Origin of the sequence: Francisella noatunensis subsp. noatunensis (genome assembly GCF_009823375.1) — a bacterium.
Lineage (GTDB): Bacteria > Pseudomonadota > Gammaproteobacteria > Francisellales > Francisellaceae > Francisella > Francisella noatunensis.
Map to the genome: position 1 here is coordinate 1 of NZ_WBSX01000024.1, position 17871 is coordinate 17871.

The following is a 17871-nucleotide window of genomic DNA, read 5'->3' on the forward strand; positions in this document are numbered from 1 at the left end:
TTAACAATATATCTCATCAATACATTAGAAAGTTACAGATAGACTTGAATAATAGACCTAAGAAATGTTTAAATTACTTGACACCTAATGAAGTACATTTTGGTATCTCTATAAACATTGAGAATACAATCTAGCATGAACTATCTTGGCTTGAATATTCGAAGCACTGAAGTTCTGGGTTGTAAAGGTATGAAGCAATTTGATGCTAATGGTGCCGGTGCTACTGAGATTTACTGGGAGCAAGACTTTGATCATTATGCTGATAACCCAGGTGGTAAATCGTTTGCCTGTAAATTGGTTGGTTATCAAACACCATACTCAGCATTTACGGAAGGTGACTATACTAAATGTGTTAAGGCTCACTTCCCTAATATTGTTATAGAAGGATAATCTTTTCTTAAATCTCAATCTCCATTGAGATTATCTTCCATTTTTCTTTTAAACTAGGAATATCAATATATTCTTCTATAGTTTTCTCAAATCCTATAGCTTCATAACATTTAATTGCTGAGCTATTAAAATCAAAAACTCTCAAGCTTATGTTTTGTAAACCAATAGATTTAGCAAATTCTAAAAGCTTTTTGATCATTAACTTGCCAAAGCCTTTTGCTCTATATTGCTCATATATAAGTAACCTACCTATAGAAGCTTTTTTGTTAGCCTGATCTAATCTAATTACTTGACAATGTCCAATAGATTTATTTTCATCATTTACAACATTAAAGAGTAAGTTTAGTTTATTATCCATGGTTTGTTTTATCTGAAGGTAATCAAGAGGAAATTGATAATTAATACCACCAAACTGATATAAAAAACGAATATCATACTTCTTTAACTCAGACAAAAGATCAGATATATTGCTTTCTGTAAATTTTTCTAATTTAATCATATACGCCTGATTTACAAAAGTTTTTTAAGATCAATTATTTTTAAAATCACTATCAATAATGGTGGTACCATCATTAATAATCCAAATAAAAATTGATTATTAAGGCTAATACTAGAAACAAGTGATGATGAAATAGTAGTTACAGCTATCTGTATAAATCCGAATATTGCCGATGCTACGCCAATCTCTGTGTGTATATCCTTATAAGCACAAATATAAGTAGCTGTATATTGAAAAACATTCCCGCAAAAAGCTAAAGCACATAATATAACAATTACTTTAGCATCTAATCCAAAAATAAAATAGGATAAAGCCAGTAATATACCACTTAGTGCAGAAAAAGATCCACAATAAAGTATTACCCTATCCATATTTAGTTTACTAATCTTATTTTTAAAGATTATTAAAAATATTGCTGAAGGTATAATTACAGCTGCTGATAAAAATGAAAATTCAACAGCAGAAAATCCTAATTTCACCTGGAAGAAAAATGGTGAAAGTGTTGCAAATACAAAAACCAGCGATAATGCCAAACCGCTACATATTGCATTAAGGACAAAGACTTTATGAGATAATATTCTCTTATATGACTCTAGAAGCTTATAATTACTTTTTGGAATAGCCTCTAGATGTAAATACTTAACAATCAAAACTGTAATCGCAAATGCCATTATTGAATGCAAAGCAAAATTACCACGCCAACCAATAGTCTCTTGGATAATTCCTCCAGTAATCGGAGCTAGAGGTGGAGTTAATGAAACTATACTAGTGATTACAAGACTAACCTTTGCAAGTGATTGGTTATCACTAAAAACATCTTTCATAATTGCACGAAAAGATACAAAAGAACTACCCATTCCGATACCCTGTAAAAAGCGAAAAAGTAACAACTGCTTTTCACTTTGAGCCAGCATACACAAAATACTTGCGATACAAAATACCAAATATCCAGCCAATAATGCTTGTTTGCGACCATATTTGTCAGATAAGTAACCAAATCCAAGCATTGAACATGTCATACCGAAAAAGTATATCCCAACAGTTAGTTTAATATCTTTGGCAGCTGCATGAAAATAATCAGCGATATGTGGTAGTGATGGTGTGAAGCTGTCAGTAGCAAATTGTGACATCAAACCAAAAAGACAAATTATGAGAATAACCGTCTTATCAGATGATATTTTTTAAAAGGATCATTAGACATAATGCCAATCCTAAATTTTTAAAAGATTAAATTTTGAAGAGATTATAAACTAAGTATTAGTTTTGGAAATATTTTTTAAATGAATCTTTGTACTTAACTAACTCCTCATAAGTAAGTAAAAACACACCATCTCCACCATCTGCGAAGCTTAACCATGTAAATGGAATATCTGGACATAAGTCCATAAATGCATACTGACTATTACCAACCTCAACTATTAATACTCCTTTCTCTGTCATATACTGGTCAGCTTCAAGAATTATTCTTTTAGCTAAATCTAAACCATCATCTCCAGCTTCTAAAGCAAGTTTAGGCTCATAATGATACTCTTGTGGCATACTGCTTAAATCTTCTCTATCAACATAAGGAGGATTTGAGACAATCAAATCAAATTTTTGACCGTGAAGATTATCAAATAAATCAGACTTCACAGCTTTTACCCTATCACTTAACTGATGCTTTTTGATACTATGATTTGCTACAGCTAAAGCATCATCAGATATATCTACCAAAGTTATATTTGCATCTTCAAAGACATTACTACAAGCAATACCTATACAACCACTACCTGTACACAAATCTAATACATTAGTAACATCATCAATATCATTAATCCATGGTGAAAACTCATTACGTATAAGTTCTGCTATTGGAGAACGAGGAATAATAACTCGCTCATCAATATCAAACTCCATATCTGCAAACCATGCTTTCTTTAAAATATATGGTAATGGCTTACGTTCACATGTTCTTTGATATACATAATTTATGATTTTTTGCTTTTCTTCTTTTAAAAGTCTTGCAGCAACCATATTACTATCAATATCATGAGATATATTTATTGCACTAAGTACAAGATGTACTGCCTCATCCCAAATAGACTCTGATCCATGACCAAAGTAAACATTATTTGCAGTCATCTCGGAAATTGTCCAACGGATATAATCTCTGATTGTATGTAGATTATCTATAATATCTTGTTGTTTTTCATTTGAATACATTTATTAACCTTTCTTCCACGTAGTACCAGTTGCACTATCTTCCAATATTATTCCTTGATTTTGAAGCTCATTTCTAATCTCATCAGCTCTAGCATAATTTTTGTCTTTTTTAGCTTGAGCACGTTCTGCTATAAGTTTCTCTATTTTGCTAACATCTACATCATCACCCTGCTTGAAATACTCTTCTATATCAGTAAATAGAATACCTAAGACATCACAGAGCTTACGCAATAAAAATGCATAACCACTTGCTTTATATTTATTTGTGGTCTTTAGGGTGTTTATCTCTTTAGCTAAGCTAAATAAAACAGCTAAAGCTTCTGGAGTATTAAAATCGTTATCCATTGCTTTGATAAATTTCTCTTCATACTCACTGGCATCATCAGGTAGATTTACCTCAATTGGCTCAATATCTCGAAGAGCATTAAATAGTCTCTCTACAGATGCTTTTGCATTATCTAAATTTTCTTTTGAATAATTAATCTCACTTCTATATACAGTAGACGCCAAGAAATATCTTATAACCTCAGGATGATATTCTTCTATCACTTCATTGATTGTAAAGAAGTTATTTAAAGATTTTGACATTTTTTCAGCATTAACTTTGACCATACCAGAATGTAACCAGTAATTAGCAAAAGTACATTCATTACAAGCTTCTGATTGTGCTATTTCATTTTCATGATGTGGGAATCTTAAATCAGAACCACCCGCATGGATATCAAAAGTATCCCCCAATAGTTTCTTAGACATTGCAGAACACTCAATATGCCAACCTGGACGACCAGCTCCCCACGGTGAATCCCAAGCAGGCTCACCCTCTTTTGCCATTTTCCAAAGTACAAAATCCATAGGATTTTCTTTTTCTTCAACAACATCAACTCTCGAACCCTGCTCAAGTGCTTCAAAATTTTGTTTACTTAATTTACCATAATCAGCAAACTTAGCAACTCTATAAAACACATCACCATTAGTACCCTGATAGGCGAATCCTTTCTCAACAAGAGTTTCAATCATAGCTATCATTTCAGGGATAGTTTGAGTAGCTCTTGGCTCTTTTGTTGGTCGAAGAATATTTAACTTATCAAATGCATCATGCATTGATTTGATAGTTCTCTTAACTAACTGATCTGTAGTTTCACCATTTTCATTGGCTCTTTTGATAATCTTATCATCAATATCTGTAATATTACGCACAAAAGTAACATCAAAACCACGATACTTGAAGTATCTATTAATAACATCAAAGGCTATATTTGTGCGAGCATGTCCTATATGACAATAATCGTAAACCGTAATACCACAAACGTACATCTTGATTTTGTTAGGTTCAATTGGCTTAAATTCTTCTTTTTTACCAGATAAAGAGTTATAAAAAATCATAAACTAAAAGTCCATCTCTCGAATCTTATAATATAAGTTATCAGTATAACTAAATTTTAATATTTTTGGAAAAAATCTTAATAACTGAAGTTCTTATAAACTATATTCAAATATGGTGAAACATTATTAAGCTCAGCCATTGCATCACAACCACCACTATATTCTCCACATCCACTATCAAGATAAACCCTAGAAGAAGTATTACAATTGCCATTGATAGTACAAGTAAAACCATCTGGCATTGCATAAATCCTACCACTACTATCTCTAGCAATTTGATAATTTGCTCCATATATAGCCACGCGGCTTATCAGTGTTGAATTTTGGACATCTTCAACATATATATTATTATTAGTGATAATAAATAATGCTCCATATTTAGCTATAATTTTTTGAATTGTCTGTCCAGAAAAAATATTAGTCAACACTAGAGATGGTGAAGATACTCCATAACTATATAGATATTTATAGACAGTATTATTATTGAAATAGACTATATAAAACTGTGTTGCATTTTTCTTGATAATAACTGGCTTATTGGTAACATTAGCTGTTAAAACTGATTTAGTTGAACCTACTCCATCACCCAGTGTATAAGGAGCATCATAATTAACAGCCATTGTAATTACAATAATCGAAATAGTAATACCAACCATAAGCTCAACTAATGTAAAACCCCAAATAATTCGGTTTCTATAAGTTTGAGCCATATTTGATAATTTCCTTAGCAACACATATATTAAAATCTTTATTTTTAGTGACAAACTTAGTCATTTTAGAATCACTAACTCTTTTCTGAGAGAAATAATCATCGCCAATAGCTTTTGTATTAAATTTACCTGTTAAAATATAAACAGCTATTTTTTTTATCTAACTGCTGTATTAGCTGTGTTTTCTTTTCTGCTATTACTGAAGTTGTTATTAATGAGTTTATTATCAAGAATGATGATGATAAAACAAACAAAATCAATCCTGATGAGATTATACTCTCGACCAGAGATGCTCCTTTTTGTTTATTCGCTTTATAAAACTTATGTTTAATCATTCAATCATTTTTTCTTAATAAAATTTCTGCCATATACTAACACAGCTATATTTTCAAGTCACTTTTTCAGAGGTTTAATTTTAAATATCTTATTTAAGCTCTAGAATAACCTCTTCTAAAGAGCCGTTTTCAAAACGATATGGGCGAACGATGAACATTTGTTGCTCCCAAATATCATCTATAGCTGGATAATGGCCGAATAAATTAGTTAATAAGTCAGTAACTGTATCTACTGGATATTCAGATAGATCCAAATCTGTTAATTTTTCTATTGCGTACATAGGTGCGTTAGCTTTTATCAAAAACTTATTATTTGCTAAGGTTATCCATGGCTCTTTAACAAGATGAAACTCATCTGAAACTCTACCGAGCATTATTGTTAACAAATTATCTAATGTACTAAAGCCTATAAGCTTGTTCTTTTTGTAAACTAATGCAAAGTGTGGTTTACCTTGTTGAAATTTACGTAAAACATCAATCAACTGATCATGATGAGATACTTTCAATATTGGTCTAAGATTCTCTTGTTGTAAATCATTATCCAAAGCACAAAGGATATCTTTTGTATGAATAACTCCAATGATATTATCTTTATTGCCTTGATAAACGGGATATCTTGTATACAAGTTTTCTTTAACTACTTCAAGTTTTTCTCTGTTTGATAGATTATAGTTAATCACAACCATCTCTTCGATAGGTCTCATAGCATCAATTGCTTGTAGATGCGAAAACTCAACAATCCTCAGCAATATATCCCGATGCTCTTCTGTAAGTGGCTTCTTAAGATAACTACTCTTTAGGATAATTTTGACTTCATCTGTAGTATAGCCATATTCAGCCTCTGCTACTGTATCTAACTTAAACAACTTTAGAAGCTTATTCGCTGTAACATTTAGCACCCAGATAAAAGGAAACATTAACCAATAAAATATATACAAAGGTATACACGTCAATAAAGATAGTTTTTCTGTTTGTCTAATAGCCATCGATTTAGGCATAAGCTCACCGATCACTATATGCAAAAATGCTATAATCGCAAACCCAGTTGCAAAAGCAATGATCTTTGACAGACTCCCTGTCACTCCAAAAAACATAAAAATAGGTTCCAAAAGCTCAGAAAAAGCAGGCTCACCAATCCAACCTAAACCTAATGATGCTAGTGTGATACCAAATTGACAAGCTGAAAGATAAATATCAATATTAGTATGAACTTTATAGAGTATCTTACCTTTTAACCCTTTTTTCTTACTTAAAATCTCAACCTGAGAGCTTCTTATTTTAACTAGTGAAAATTCAGCGATAACAAAAAAAGCATTAAGTAAAACAAATCCAAAAGCAACAATTAGATAGACAACATTATCATATTCAATCATTAATATTTCTCTAGTATCTCGCTCTACCTAATACTAGCACACATAAAATAGTATTCAAAAAAAGTAGTATACTTGGCAACATACATAACATATACAAATAAAAGTCAGTTTGAGAATAAAGTGTAAAAATAGAATAAATAGCTATAATCAAACTAACAAAAGAAAAGCTTAACTTACCGATATTATCATATATAACTTGTGCCCAACCTTCGACTTTATCAAAAACTTTACTTGTTGGTTTCCAACCCTGAGGTTTATTTAGATAATAATTTAGTTCTGCTTTTATAACACACCAAAACACAAATGATGACAACATAAACATCGCAATATAAATTTGAGAAATTTTACTTATAAAACTACCTTTTATATCACCGTATAGATAATACCAAACACTTAGGATAAGCAATGGAATAAGTGTCACGTTCACTATCGACACAAAAGCTATATTGTTTCTCGGGAAAATAACTAATAATAGTGCAAATATTGGAAAGCCTGATGCTACAACCTTAAATAGTAAATATAACATATCAAGCTTCACTCTAAAATTTAGATTAGATGAGCTTATAATATTTGACATATATTTATGCATTACTTGCATACCACCAAAAGACCATCTTAACCACATTTTCTCAAACTCTTTGAGAGATGTAGGAACCCACTCTCCTGTTTTAAGAAAAATAGGCTTACTATTAAATCCTGCTTCATAACACCTAAATCCAGCGGCAATATCTTCTGTAACCATAACTTGAGATTTATAATATTCTTCCCATTTAGATGTTGCTTGTAACGCTTGTTTACTCCAAATACCATTGTGCCCTTGATAGTTACAATAGCCATATTTACCTACAAACTCATTAAAATAGCGAATTGTATTTTGGAAAATACTAGCAACCTTAGTAACTAAATTAGTACTGTAGTTAGTACTTTCTATCAAGAAACTAACAAAACCAAGTCTATTATCTTTTTTAAACTCTGGTAAGCCTACTTTTAATGCACTTTGAGGTAAAGTCGAATCAGCATCCAAAAACAATACATAATCAAAATTAATATGTTGCATTGCAATATCAAGATTACGTGGCTTAAAACCCTCTGTCCCATTTCTATGGATAAACTTACAACTTATACCATCTTGCATATTATGCTTGTTAACATAACCTTGCCATTTCAAGAAGTCTGGATGATCTAAATCACTATTATCAACAATTATTATCTCGATTTTATCAGTAGGATAATCAAGCTGATCTGCCGAATCAAAAGTTAATTTACAAACATCAAAAGGTTCATTACGTGTAGTTATAACGACAGAACATCCTAGCTCTTCATCAGTTTCCTGAAAATTCTTATTTTTACCAAAAAGACTATCAATGAAACAATGAACACTTAAAATAATTCTATAACCAAGTAAAAAGAAAGTAGGTAACAATATACACAATATCAACATTGATACAAATGGATGAGAACTATAATCAACGCTCAATATCGCGCATGTAGTAAATACCACAAAAATAAAGCTTAATAATACATATACTATCGTTATAAGATTTAACTTGCGAGACTTAGATGTCACAAATAGATAGACAACAAAACAACACAAAAAAGATAGTAGCGCTATACTTGCAAGAGTCTCACCAACTTGTGAAAGACCATAAAGAACTAGTAAAGCTGCTATAAGAGATAACAGTTTTTTCATAAAAAATCATAGAATTCAAATGATGAGAATTTTACTCCAAAAAAGTACCACTAACAATAAGTAATTATAATGATTGTTTATATTTTTGATATTCTAACTGCACAGATTCTTCTGGCTTCGAGGTTAATAAACTAAATACCACTATACATATACTACTCAAAGCGAATCCTGGAACCATAGCATAAACCTTAAACCAGCCACCTAAATGACCAAATAGTGGCCAAACTAAAACTGTCAATGAACCCACAAGGATTCCGGCAATAGCACCATTTTTATTCATCCTAGACCAAAATAATGAAAATATCACTACTGAACCAAATGAACTACCAAGACCCGCCCAAGCAAAACCGACCAAATTCAAAATACTCGTCTCAGGATTATATGACAAGATAATTGCAAATATTGCCACTAATAATACTATCAAACGACTTACATTCAAAAGCTCTCTATGAGAGGCATTCTTTCTGATAAACTTAGCATATACATCTACCGAAAAAGCACTAGATAATGATAGTAATTGTGCAGATGATGTACTCATGACCGCTGATAGTACAGCTGCTAATAGTACACCCTTCATCCAAGGGTTAAAAAACACTGATGATAATTTCAAAAATACAGATTCTGGATTAGCTAAACTATCATCATAATAAGCAGCTCCAAGTATACCTACACAAGCGGCTCCTATTAATGCCAATATCATCCATGTCATACAAATCCACATAGCTTGCGAAGTCTTGTTCGGATCTTTTATTGCCATAAATCGCACAATAATATGAGGCTGACCAAAGTATCCTAATCCCCACGCAAGTAATGACACTATAGTGATCAAAGGAACTCCAGAGGTTACATCAAAGAAACCATCCACTTTTATATTTGATAACGCAGCTGAAATATCTGTACCGCCTAAATTGAAATAAACAACTGCTGGTACAATCAACAAAGCTAAAAGCATCAAAGTTCCTTGAAAGAAATCTATCCATGATATTGCTAAAAAACCACCAACACATGTGTAGACAAATATAATCGTCGCTGTTAGTAATAAAGCCTCATGATAGGAGATACCAAACATTGAGCTAAACAGCACTCCTCCAGAAACAAATCCCGCTCCTGTATAAATAGTGAAGAAAATAACAACTACTACTGCTGTCAATGATCTTATTGTACCTTTATTATCATGAAATCTATTTTCAAAATATGCTGGGATTGTTATGGAGTCCTTAGCAATTTCCGTATAAATACGTAACCTTCTAGCGATAACACCCCAGTTAACAAAAGCTCCTAAGGATAAACCTAATAGCAACCATATTTGGTTAAAACCAGAAACCATAAATGCCCCTGGTAGAGCTAACAGTAACCATGACCCCATATCTGAAGCGCCGGCACCTAATGCTGCTATTGGCGCACTTAAGGATCGACCTCCTAACATATAATCCGAAACTTTTTTCGTTTGAAAATACGAATATATTCCGATGCTAAATACAATTAGAATATATATTACAAATGTAACCCAAAGTATGCTATTTTGACTCATTACCTAATGACTATTTTAAAAACACATTCTATAAACTTAACATTTTCAAATGCTATTTGAAAGTTTTACAACAGAAGTTTAAATGAGAGAATCTCTTGACAAAGTATTTTAAAATACTGATTTAATAATATTTACCAGCAAGTTAAATAAAAGAAAATTACAATATTCAGATGATTATTAAGACATGAATTTTTCAACACCATCTTTAAAACCAAAGCTATGCTCTGCGGTAATATGTCTAACAGTCTTGGTTGTTGAACGCATAACTACACTATGAGTAACTGCATATGAGCCTCTACGAGTACTGTTAACTCTCTTAACACCTCTAAGCATATTACCATCTGTAACACCTGTTGCTGCAAAAACAATATCTCCAGATGCTAAATCATCAATATCATATTTTTTATTAAGATCTGTTATACCTAACCTATGAGCTCTTTGGACTTCTTCATCACTATGAAACTCTAATCTAGCCTGCATTTGACCGCCAAGGCACTTAAGAGCAGCTGCAGAAAGAACTCCTTCAGGAGCTCCTCCAGTACCTATAAAAACATCTATACCAGAGCCTTCTGTAGCTGTAGAGATAACTCCAGATACATCACCATCATCAATAAGAACAACTCTAGCACCACACTCACGTGCTTCTTTAATGAAGTGTGCATGACGAGGTCTATCCATAGTACAAACAACTAGTGCAGACATGTGCACACCCTTAAACTCAGCTATTCTTCTTAAATTTTCTGTAACAGAATCATCTAAATCGACAATACCTTTAGGAGCACCAATACCTCCAACTGCAATTTTTTGCATATATACATCAGGTGCATTTAAGAATCCACCTTTATCAGCTACTGCTAAAACTGTCAGAGCATTTGGACCACCCTTAGATGTTATAGTCGTACCTTCTAACGGATCTAAAGCTATATCAACCTCACACCCACCAGAGCCGACCTTTTCACCGATATATAACATCGGCGCTTCATCTAACTCACCTTCACCAATAACAACAGTACCATCGATTGCCACTTCATTTAGTGCTTTTCTCATTGCATCAACTGCTGCTTGGTCTGCAGCAATTTTATCACCTCTACCCATCTGACTCCATGATGCTAGAGCTGCTAGCTCAGTAACTCTTACTGCCTCTAGTGCCACATTTCTATTCATTTGCTTTGATCCTTTTTGTTTTATATTTTATCTACAATTGGTATAAGAAAATTTTCTATTTCATCTTTTAACTGTATAAGCTTACCATGAAAAAAATGCCCAACCTCGTTCATTTTAACCAATGTCAACTCAGATTTAACTGTTTTAAGAGTAAAATCAAAAACAGAATTAGGGTTTACAGTATCATCATCTATACCTTGGATGACTAACCATGGAAGATTCTTAGGCTCATCAAATTTAGTCAAATCAAATCTATCAACTGCTGGTGCTATAGTTATTAAACCCACAACATTATCAATCTTATTTAAACTCATATATGCTATGGCCCCACCAAATGAAAATCCACACAATATGATTTTTTTAAAGTGAGTATTTTCCCTAATCCAATCACAGACAGAAATCAGATCCTCTAACTCACCAGCCCCATCTCCGTACTCTCCTTGACTATCCCCAACTCCTCTATAGTTAAATCTATACGATTCAATATTAAGTGTTTTCATAGCTCTAGAGATAGTAGTTACAACCTTATTGTGCATACTACCTTGATATAGTGGATGAGGATGGCATACTACAGCCACGACTTCTTGACTAGCATCTTTGACTTTATCATAAGCTGATTCAATCTGGCCAGCCCTACCTTGAATAAAAAAAGTGTTCATAATAAATAAAACTATGACTCTCTTGAAAGATCACAATCCTCTAATTTTATCAGTTTCGTTTTTTTAATAAACTTATATGCAAAATATAGTATCACAAATGCAAAGAAACCTACATAAGTTGATAGAAACTCAATTATAACACTAGACCAACTTCTACCTTCCATTGTTAGCATAGTTACACCTTGCCCAACTATAACAACAGAAACCAAAATTAATGCAATAATAGGTGCCCAAGGAAAAAACTTAGCGACAAAAGGCAAATCATTTAGACTCTTACCTTGCTTGATATATGCTCTTCTAAAACGATAATGACTCAGAGCAATTGTAAACCATGCTATAAATCCAGCCAAACTTGATACATTAACTAACCATATAAAGATCTGTCCGCTACCAACAAATGACACAAAGAAAAATGAACTACCAATTAAAGCTGTAATTAAAAGAGCAATCATTGGTGTACCTTTTGAATTAGTAGTAGCAAAAAATTGTGGTGCTTGCTTAACTCTACCTAAATGCCATAAAACTCTAGTTGCACTGTACATACTAGCATTGCATGCTGATATTATCGCAGTAAGAATAATCACATTCATAATAGTAGCTGCTGAGCTTAAGCCAACGCTCTCAAAAACGATCGTAAACGGACTAACCGAAATATCATCTCCAGCACTAGGCTGTATCAAAGAAGGATTATTATATGGAATTAAGAAACTAATTATCACTACTGCTAATATATAAAATATAAACAAACGCCAAAAAGTTTGTTTAATAGCCTTAGGAATAGACGTATCAGGATCTTTAGCCTCACCAGCTGTCACACCTATAAGCTCACTCCCTTGAAATGAAAATCCCGCAATCATAAATACAGAGATAAATCCCCACCAGCCATTATGAAATGGTGCATCGCCTATACGCCAATTTTCAAAACCTACACTGCCATGATTTCCAACTATACCAAGAATCGATAAGAAACCGACTACAATAAATATAATAACTGTTGAAACTTTGATAAATGATAACCAACATTCAACCTCACCGTACACTTTCACTGAGAATATATTCAAAGCAAATACCAGTACAAAGAAAAATGCACTCCATAATAATATAGAGCTTCCTGGAAACCAGTACTGCATAATTATCGCAGCCGCAATTACTTCTGTTGCTACAGTTATCGCCCAATTAAACCAATAACTCCAACCTGTACTGAAACCCAAAGCAGAATCAACATAGCGAGTTGCATATTCACAAAATGTTCCACTAACAGGACTATGAGCAGCCATCTCACCAAGACTAGCCATCAAAAAATAAACCATTACAGCAATTATAATATATGCTAAAACCGTACCACCAGGTCCTGCATCTGCTATGGCTCCACCAAGTGCTACAAATAAGCCTGTACCTATACAGCCACCTAAGGCTATCATTGACATATGTCGAGTATGTAATCCACGTTTGAGCTTTTGTGACATCTACTATTTCTCTCCCCAAAGGCATTGTTAAAAATTCGAAGAATCAAAAGTAAAAACTTGCTCTTCACAATTACGGCTGGTATCTAAGGAGTTTTAAGATTTTTTAAAAGCGATGAAATCAATAGAATATTAGAGACGTATTGTCTACGTTCTAAATATTCCAAATCTTAGCCATAAAAATAAAACCTAAATCCATAATGCTACTCCAACCAATATCTTCAATTTTCAATTATGTATGTTTATGACCTATAAATCAATGTTATTTTTGCCGATACATAACCGCATAAACGATCCATGTGCATATATAGACAAATATGCCACAAAACACCACATCACTAAAGAAATGCCCCCCTTGAGCTATTCTCATCAATCCCAAGCCACCTCCAGCAAATATTGCAGCAGCAAACACTATAGCTTTTTTTCTACGTGTAGCTACTAATGGCATAAAGGCAAATATCCAAAAGCCCATTGAAGCATCTCCACATACAAAAGAGCAGTTTTTATCACATTGTGATGATATTACGAATGGTGGCTGAAATACTTTATCGCCATTAAACTCTTGTACCATAACAGGTCTAGGCCTACCCCAATGATCTTTGAATACATAATTAACAATCAAACCAGGACCAACCCAGAGACACACAGCTACAAAAAATATCGCTTTCCTATACTTAATCTTGAATTTATCAATAAAAAATGAACCCAATAGGAACAAAATAACAGCGATAGAGAAAAATATCGGAAAAAACCTTGCAAACCAATGCAAAAAGCCTAAAAAACCATCATATCCACCAATAAATTGGTGCGCAGATAAGTTATAGAAATGACCCGCTATTTGTATATCAAGATGTGGAAATATTAGAAAAAATATCCACGCAAAAAAACAAACTATAAATCCTAAAATAATATGAAATCTAGCCAAATCTTGCCCCTTTAAACCTTAAGCTCAATAAATTAGTAGTATAGTCTAACATTTTTAGAGTTTTTTTTGTTAGAATTATGAATTGGTTTTTATCATTAAATTTTAAACATTTTATAAAACTATGGCTGACAACAATATAAATAAAACAAATCATGCGATAGGTAGACTAAAGATAACTCTTATAGTTATATTGACTGCCATAATAATTTATCTTTTCATAGCACTATTTAGCTTTAATATAAATGATCCAGGCTGGAGCAGCATATCTTCTGAGACTACAATCAAAAACTACGCTGGTCCAGTTGGAGCATACATATCCAGTTTTATACTCGCAATTTTTGGAATTATTGGCTTCATCCTGCCTTTTCTACTTATCGATTTTGTCAGAATCCTACTTCTAAAAAGAAAACAAGAAAGCCTAATCTACTTGATGTTTACAATCAAAACAATTGGTATTATTACTTTTATACTTTCTTGCTGTGGATTATCTGAGCTTTACCTAAACTTTTTTAATTACTGGGTACCTCAGCGCTCTGGAGGAATATTAGGCTATGAAACAGCAAAATTTATTATAAAATACTTAGGCACAGTAGGCGGCTCTTTCACACTACTGATAACATTGTCTATCGGCTTAATACTATATTCAGGCACTACATGGATATATATTTTCAAAAATATAGTAATGTTTTTAGGTCGAGCTCTAAACTACTTAACAAAAGCTAGACCTAAGGATGATAAAGATATTCCAGACATAAATGATTTTGATGCTTTTGAAGGACAAACAACTATAACAAAGAATCTTGAAAAAAACAATCATCAAGAAACCTCTATTAGCTTACGAAAAGATGAAAATCCTAAAAAAAACGATACATTCCGCGATGTTTTAGAAAGCACTAAAGTTGATAATGAACTATCATTTAAAGATCCTAAAAAAGAATCCAGTACAGATATACATGAAGAAACCATCTCGGAACTTGATATTGATTTTGATGACAACGAGGATAGCAATCCCTTTGATTCAGAGTCGACTTTACCACAAATGACAAAGGAAGATTTAAGAGCAATCACCCAAACTCAACATATTATTAAACCTTTAAAAAAAGCAAATTTACCATCATTAGACTTGCTAACAGAACCTGAACCTAAGCAAACTATTATTTCTCAAGCACAACTTAATGAAACATCATCTTTACTAGAGCAAACACTAAATGACTTTAACATAAACGCTAAAGTTGTTGCTGCTTATCCTGGCCCTGTTATTACTAGATATGAGATAGATTTAGCAAGAGGTACAAAAGTTAGTAAACTTACCAATATTGCTCAGGACTTGGCTAGAGCCTTATCAACCACAGCTGTTAGGGTTGTAGAGGTAATCCCTGGCAAGCCTTATGTAGGTTTAGAATTACCAAACCCAACTAGACAAATGGTACGTATCAAGGAAGTACTTGCCTCACCTGAATTTATGAAGTCAAAAGCCCCTACCCTAATGGGGATAGGTGTCGATATATCCGGTAAGCCAACATTTGCTGAGCTTGCTAAAATGCCTCATTTACTAGTAGCTGGTACAACCGGATCAGGTAAATCTGTTGGTGTAAATGCGATGATTCTTAGCATGCTATACAAGTGTAGCCCTGATGAGCTTAAGTTTATTATGATTGATCCTAAGATGCTTGAGCTTTCTATCTATGATGGCATACCTCACCTACTAACACCAGTTGTTACAGATATGACAGAAGCTGCTAACTCTTTGCGCTGGTGTGTTAAAGAGATGGAGCGCCGCTATGCGCTAATGTCTGCTGCTGGAGTTAGAAATATCGCATTACTCAATGACAAAATTGAGCAAGCTGGAAAAGCTGGAAAACCTCTCAAAGACACTATGTTTATCAAAATGAATCCAGAACGAGCTCATGAAGCACCATTACTCACAAAAATGCCATACATTGTAGTTGTTGCAGATGAGTTTGCCGATATGATTATGGTTGTCGGTAAAAAAGTTGAGGAACTAATTGCAAGACTAGCTCAAAAAGCTCGTGCTGCCGGGATTCATATCATTCTAGCAACTCAAAGACCTTCAGTTGATGTTGTGACAGGACTAATCAAAGCAAATATTCCAACAAGAATGTCATTCCAGGTATCTTCAAGGATTGACTCTAGAACAATCCTTGACCAGCAAGGTGCTGAGCAACTTCTTGGACAAGGCGATATGCTCTATTTAAAGCCCGGCTTTGGAGCTCCTATGCGTATTCATGGTGCCTTTGCTGATGATAATGAAGTACATAGAGTAGTAGAATCATGGAAGGAGTATGGTGAGCCTGACTATATCCAAGATATTTTAGAAGCCTCTGAGGATGCTGATAATGGCAGTGGGGGCTCTGGTAGTAGTGGAGATAGTGAAGACCCTTTATACAACGAAGCTGTAGAAATTGTTATCAAAACACAAAAGGCATCTATATCGGCAGTCCAACGCAAATTAAAGATAGGCTATAACCGCTCTGCAAGATTGATGGAAGAAATGGAAGAAAACGGTATTGTTTCTGAAATGAACCAAAACGGCATGCGTGAAGTTTTAATTAAAAGAGATTCTTAAATGAAAAAAATAGTTTTACTCGTTACTCTTATATTTGGCATCAACTATAGTTTTGCTAATGCTAGTGATGATCTTATAAATAAAATCAAAAACATTCACTCAATGAGCGCAAGCTTTGATCAAAAACTCATTAATGGTGGAAGAGCTAGTGATAATATTAGCTCAAAAGGCTATATGAGTTTAAAAAAGCCTAAGTTCTTTAGATGGATAACTACTTCTCCTAATAATCAAGAAATCATCTCAAATGGATCAAAGCTTTGGATCTATGATGGTGACTTAGAACAAGTCATCATAAAAAAAGTATCTAACAATATCGCACAATTCCCTTATCTTATTTTGCTTTCTAAAAACACCGACAATATAAATAAACTATTTACTGTTAGAGAACTAGATAAGAACACATACCTACTAAAACCCAAGAATGATCAAATGATTGATAGTATACAAATTAAATTCTCTGATAATGAAAATCTTGAATACCTAGCGATATCTACTTCTTTAAATCAATTTACTAAAATCTCTTTCTCAGATGTCAAAACCGATATTAATATAGATAATACTAAATTTGATTTCGACATTCCTAAAGATACTGATGTAATTGATGAAACTAAAAATTGATAGTTTTATATGCTAGATTGTATTCTGAAAGTTTTAAATAGTTGAAAGAGAGTTCCAAATATAGTTTATTAGGTTTTGACGAAACTAAAATAAACGATAAGGAACTAAAAAATGCCAAAGTACTTAACTCTTTCAAATAGATATTGTATAGAAGAATTACTTAAATTAGGATACCAAACATCTCAAATAGCCAATAAAATTGGCTATAGTGAAAGAGCTATAAAAAAGGAACTTAATCGCACTAGTATAAATAGTGACTATAATGCTGAGATAGCACAGAAGCTATATCAAAGCCGCAGAACTTCAAATAATCATAAGCTATCCTGTAAAGTTAAAAAGCTA

The 17871-nt window shown here is 33.0% G+C and carries 15 protein-coding genes and 3 pseudogenes; 5 read left to right on the forward strand and 13 right to left on the reverse strand.

What is annotated here, in order from left to right; all coding sequences use genetic code 11:
- Positions 1–134 (forward strand): annotated as a pseudogene (locus F8C69_RS11365) (IS30 family transposase); the annotation flags it as partial.
- Between the two features lie 55 nt (positions 135–189).
- The gene (locus F8C69_RS03320; protein ID WP_234393290.1) at positions 190–390 is read left to right on the forward strand and encodes a hypothetical protein; all 201 of its coding nucleotides are present in this window, start codon (positions 190–192) and stop codon (positions 388–390) included.
- A gap of 7 nt (positions 391–397) precedes the next feature.
- Here F8C69_RS03320 and F8C69_RS03325 read toward each other — a convergent pair whose 3' ends face one another.
- The 13 genes and pseudogenes from F8C69_RS03325 to lpxF all read right to left on the reverse strand — a co-directional run bounded on the left by F8C69_RS03325 (position 398) and on the right by lpxF (position 14324).
- A complete protein-coding gene (locus F8C69_RS03325) occupies positions 398–889 on the reverse strand; it encodes a GNAT family N-acetyltransferase (RefSeq protein ID WP_159184187.1) in 492 nt (163 codons plus the stop codon).
- Positions 890–900: 11 nt separating this feature from the next.
- Positions 901–2090 (reverse strand): annotated as a pseudogene (locus F8C69_RS03330) (MFS transporter).
- Positions 2091–2146: 56 nt separating this feature from the next.
- Entirely contained in the window at positions 2147–3091 is a 945-nt protein-coding gene (prmB, locus tag F8C69_RS03335; protein ID WP_159184188.1) for a 50S ribosomal protein L3 N(5)-glutamine methyltransferase, read from the reverse strand.
- A gap of 3 nt (positions 3092–3094) precedes the next feature.
- Complete coding sequence (gene cysS / locus F8C69_RS03340; protein WP_159184189.1) at positions 3095–4474, reverse strand: cysteine--tRNA ligase; 1380 nt, start codon at positions 4472–4474, stop codon at positions 3095–3097.
- Between the two features lie 77 nt (positions 4475–4551).
- On the reverse strand, positions 4552–5184 hold the full coding sequence (locus F8C69_RS10500; protein ID WP_234384141.1) for a pilus assembly FimT family protein: 633 nt from the start codon (positions 5182–5184) through the stop codon (positions 4552–4554).
- Positions 5168–5516 (reverse strand): annotated as a pseudogene (locus F8C69_RS11175) (type II secretion system protein). Before F8C69_RS11175 ends, F8C69_RS10500 begins: the two are co-directional and overlap by 17 nt.
- 92 nt (positions 5517–5608) lie before the next feature.
- Entirely contained in the window at positions 5609–6892 is a 1284-nt protein-coding gene (locus F8C69_RS03355; RefSeq protein ID WP_159184190.1) for a hemolysin family protein, read from the reverse strand.
- Between the two features lie 10 nt (positions 6893–6902).
- The gene (locus tag F8C69_RS03360) at positions 6903–8582 is read right to left on the reverse strand and encodes a glycosyltransferase family 2 protein (protein WP_159184191.1); all 1680 of its coding nucleotides are present in this window, start codon (positions 8580–8582) and stop codon (positions 6903–6905) included.
- Positions 8583–8646: 64 nt separating this feature from the next.
- Complete coding sequence (gene putP / locus F8C69_RS03365; protein ID WP_159184192.1) at positions 8647–10113, reverse strand: sodium/proline symporter PutP; 1467 nt, start codon at positions 10111–10113, stop codon at positions 8647–8649.
- Between the two features lie 177 nt (positions 10114–10290).
- Entirely contained in the window at positions 10291–11277 is a 987-nt protein-coding gene (glpX, locus tag F8C69_RS03370; protein ID WP_159184193.1) for a class II fructose-bisphosphatase, read from the reverse strand.
- A 20-nt stretch (positions 11278–11297) separates the two neighbouring features.
- Complete coding sequence (locus F8C69_RS03375; RefSeq protein WP_159184194.1) at positions 11298–11936, reverse strand: alpha/beta hydrolase; 639 nt, start codon at positions 11934–11936, stop codon at positions 11298–11300.
- Between the two features lie 11 nt (positions 11937–11947).
- Complete coding sequence (locus tag F8C69_RS03380; RefSeq protein WP_159184195.1) at positions 11948–13402, reverse strand: amino acid permease; 1455 nt, start codon at positions 13400–13402, stop codon at positions 11948–11950.
- A 259-nt stretch (positions 13403–13661) separates the two neighbouring features.
- Positions 13662–14324, reverse strand: coding sequence for a lipid A 4'-phosphatase LpxF (lpxF, locus tag F8C69_RS03385; RefSeq protein ID WP_159184196.1), 663 nt, complete (start codon positions 14322–14324; stop codon positions 13662–13664).
- 121 nt (positions 14325–14445) lie between these two features.
- On the opposite strand from lpxF, the gene F8C69_RS03390 reads away from it, so the two are divergent.
- From F8C69_RS03390 to F8C69_RS03400, 3 genes are all read left to right on the forward strand, one after another.
- Positions 14446–16911: a DNA translocase FtsK gene (locus F8C69_RS03390; RefSeq protein ID WP_159184197.1), complete on the forward strand. Its 2466-nt coding sequence runs from the start codon at positions 14446–14448 to the stop codon at positions 16909–16911.
- On the forward strand, positions 16912–17529 hold the full coding sequence (gene lolA / locus F8C69_RS03395) for an outer membrane lipoprotein periplasmic chaperone LolA (protein ID WP_159184198.1): 618 nt from the start codon (positions 16912–16914) through the stop codon (positions 17527–17529).
- Between the two features lie 111 nt (positions 17530–17640).
- On the forward strand, positions 17641–17871 hold a 231-nt coding region (locus F8C69_RS03400; protein WP_159184199.1), incomplete at its 3' end, for a helix-turn-helix domain-containing protein.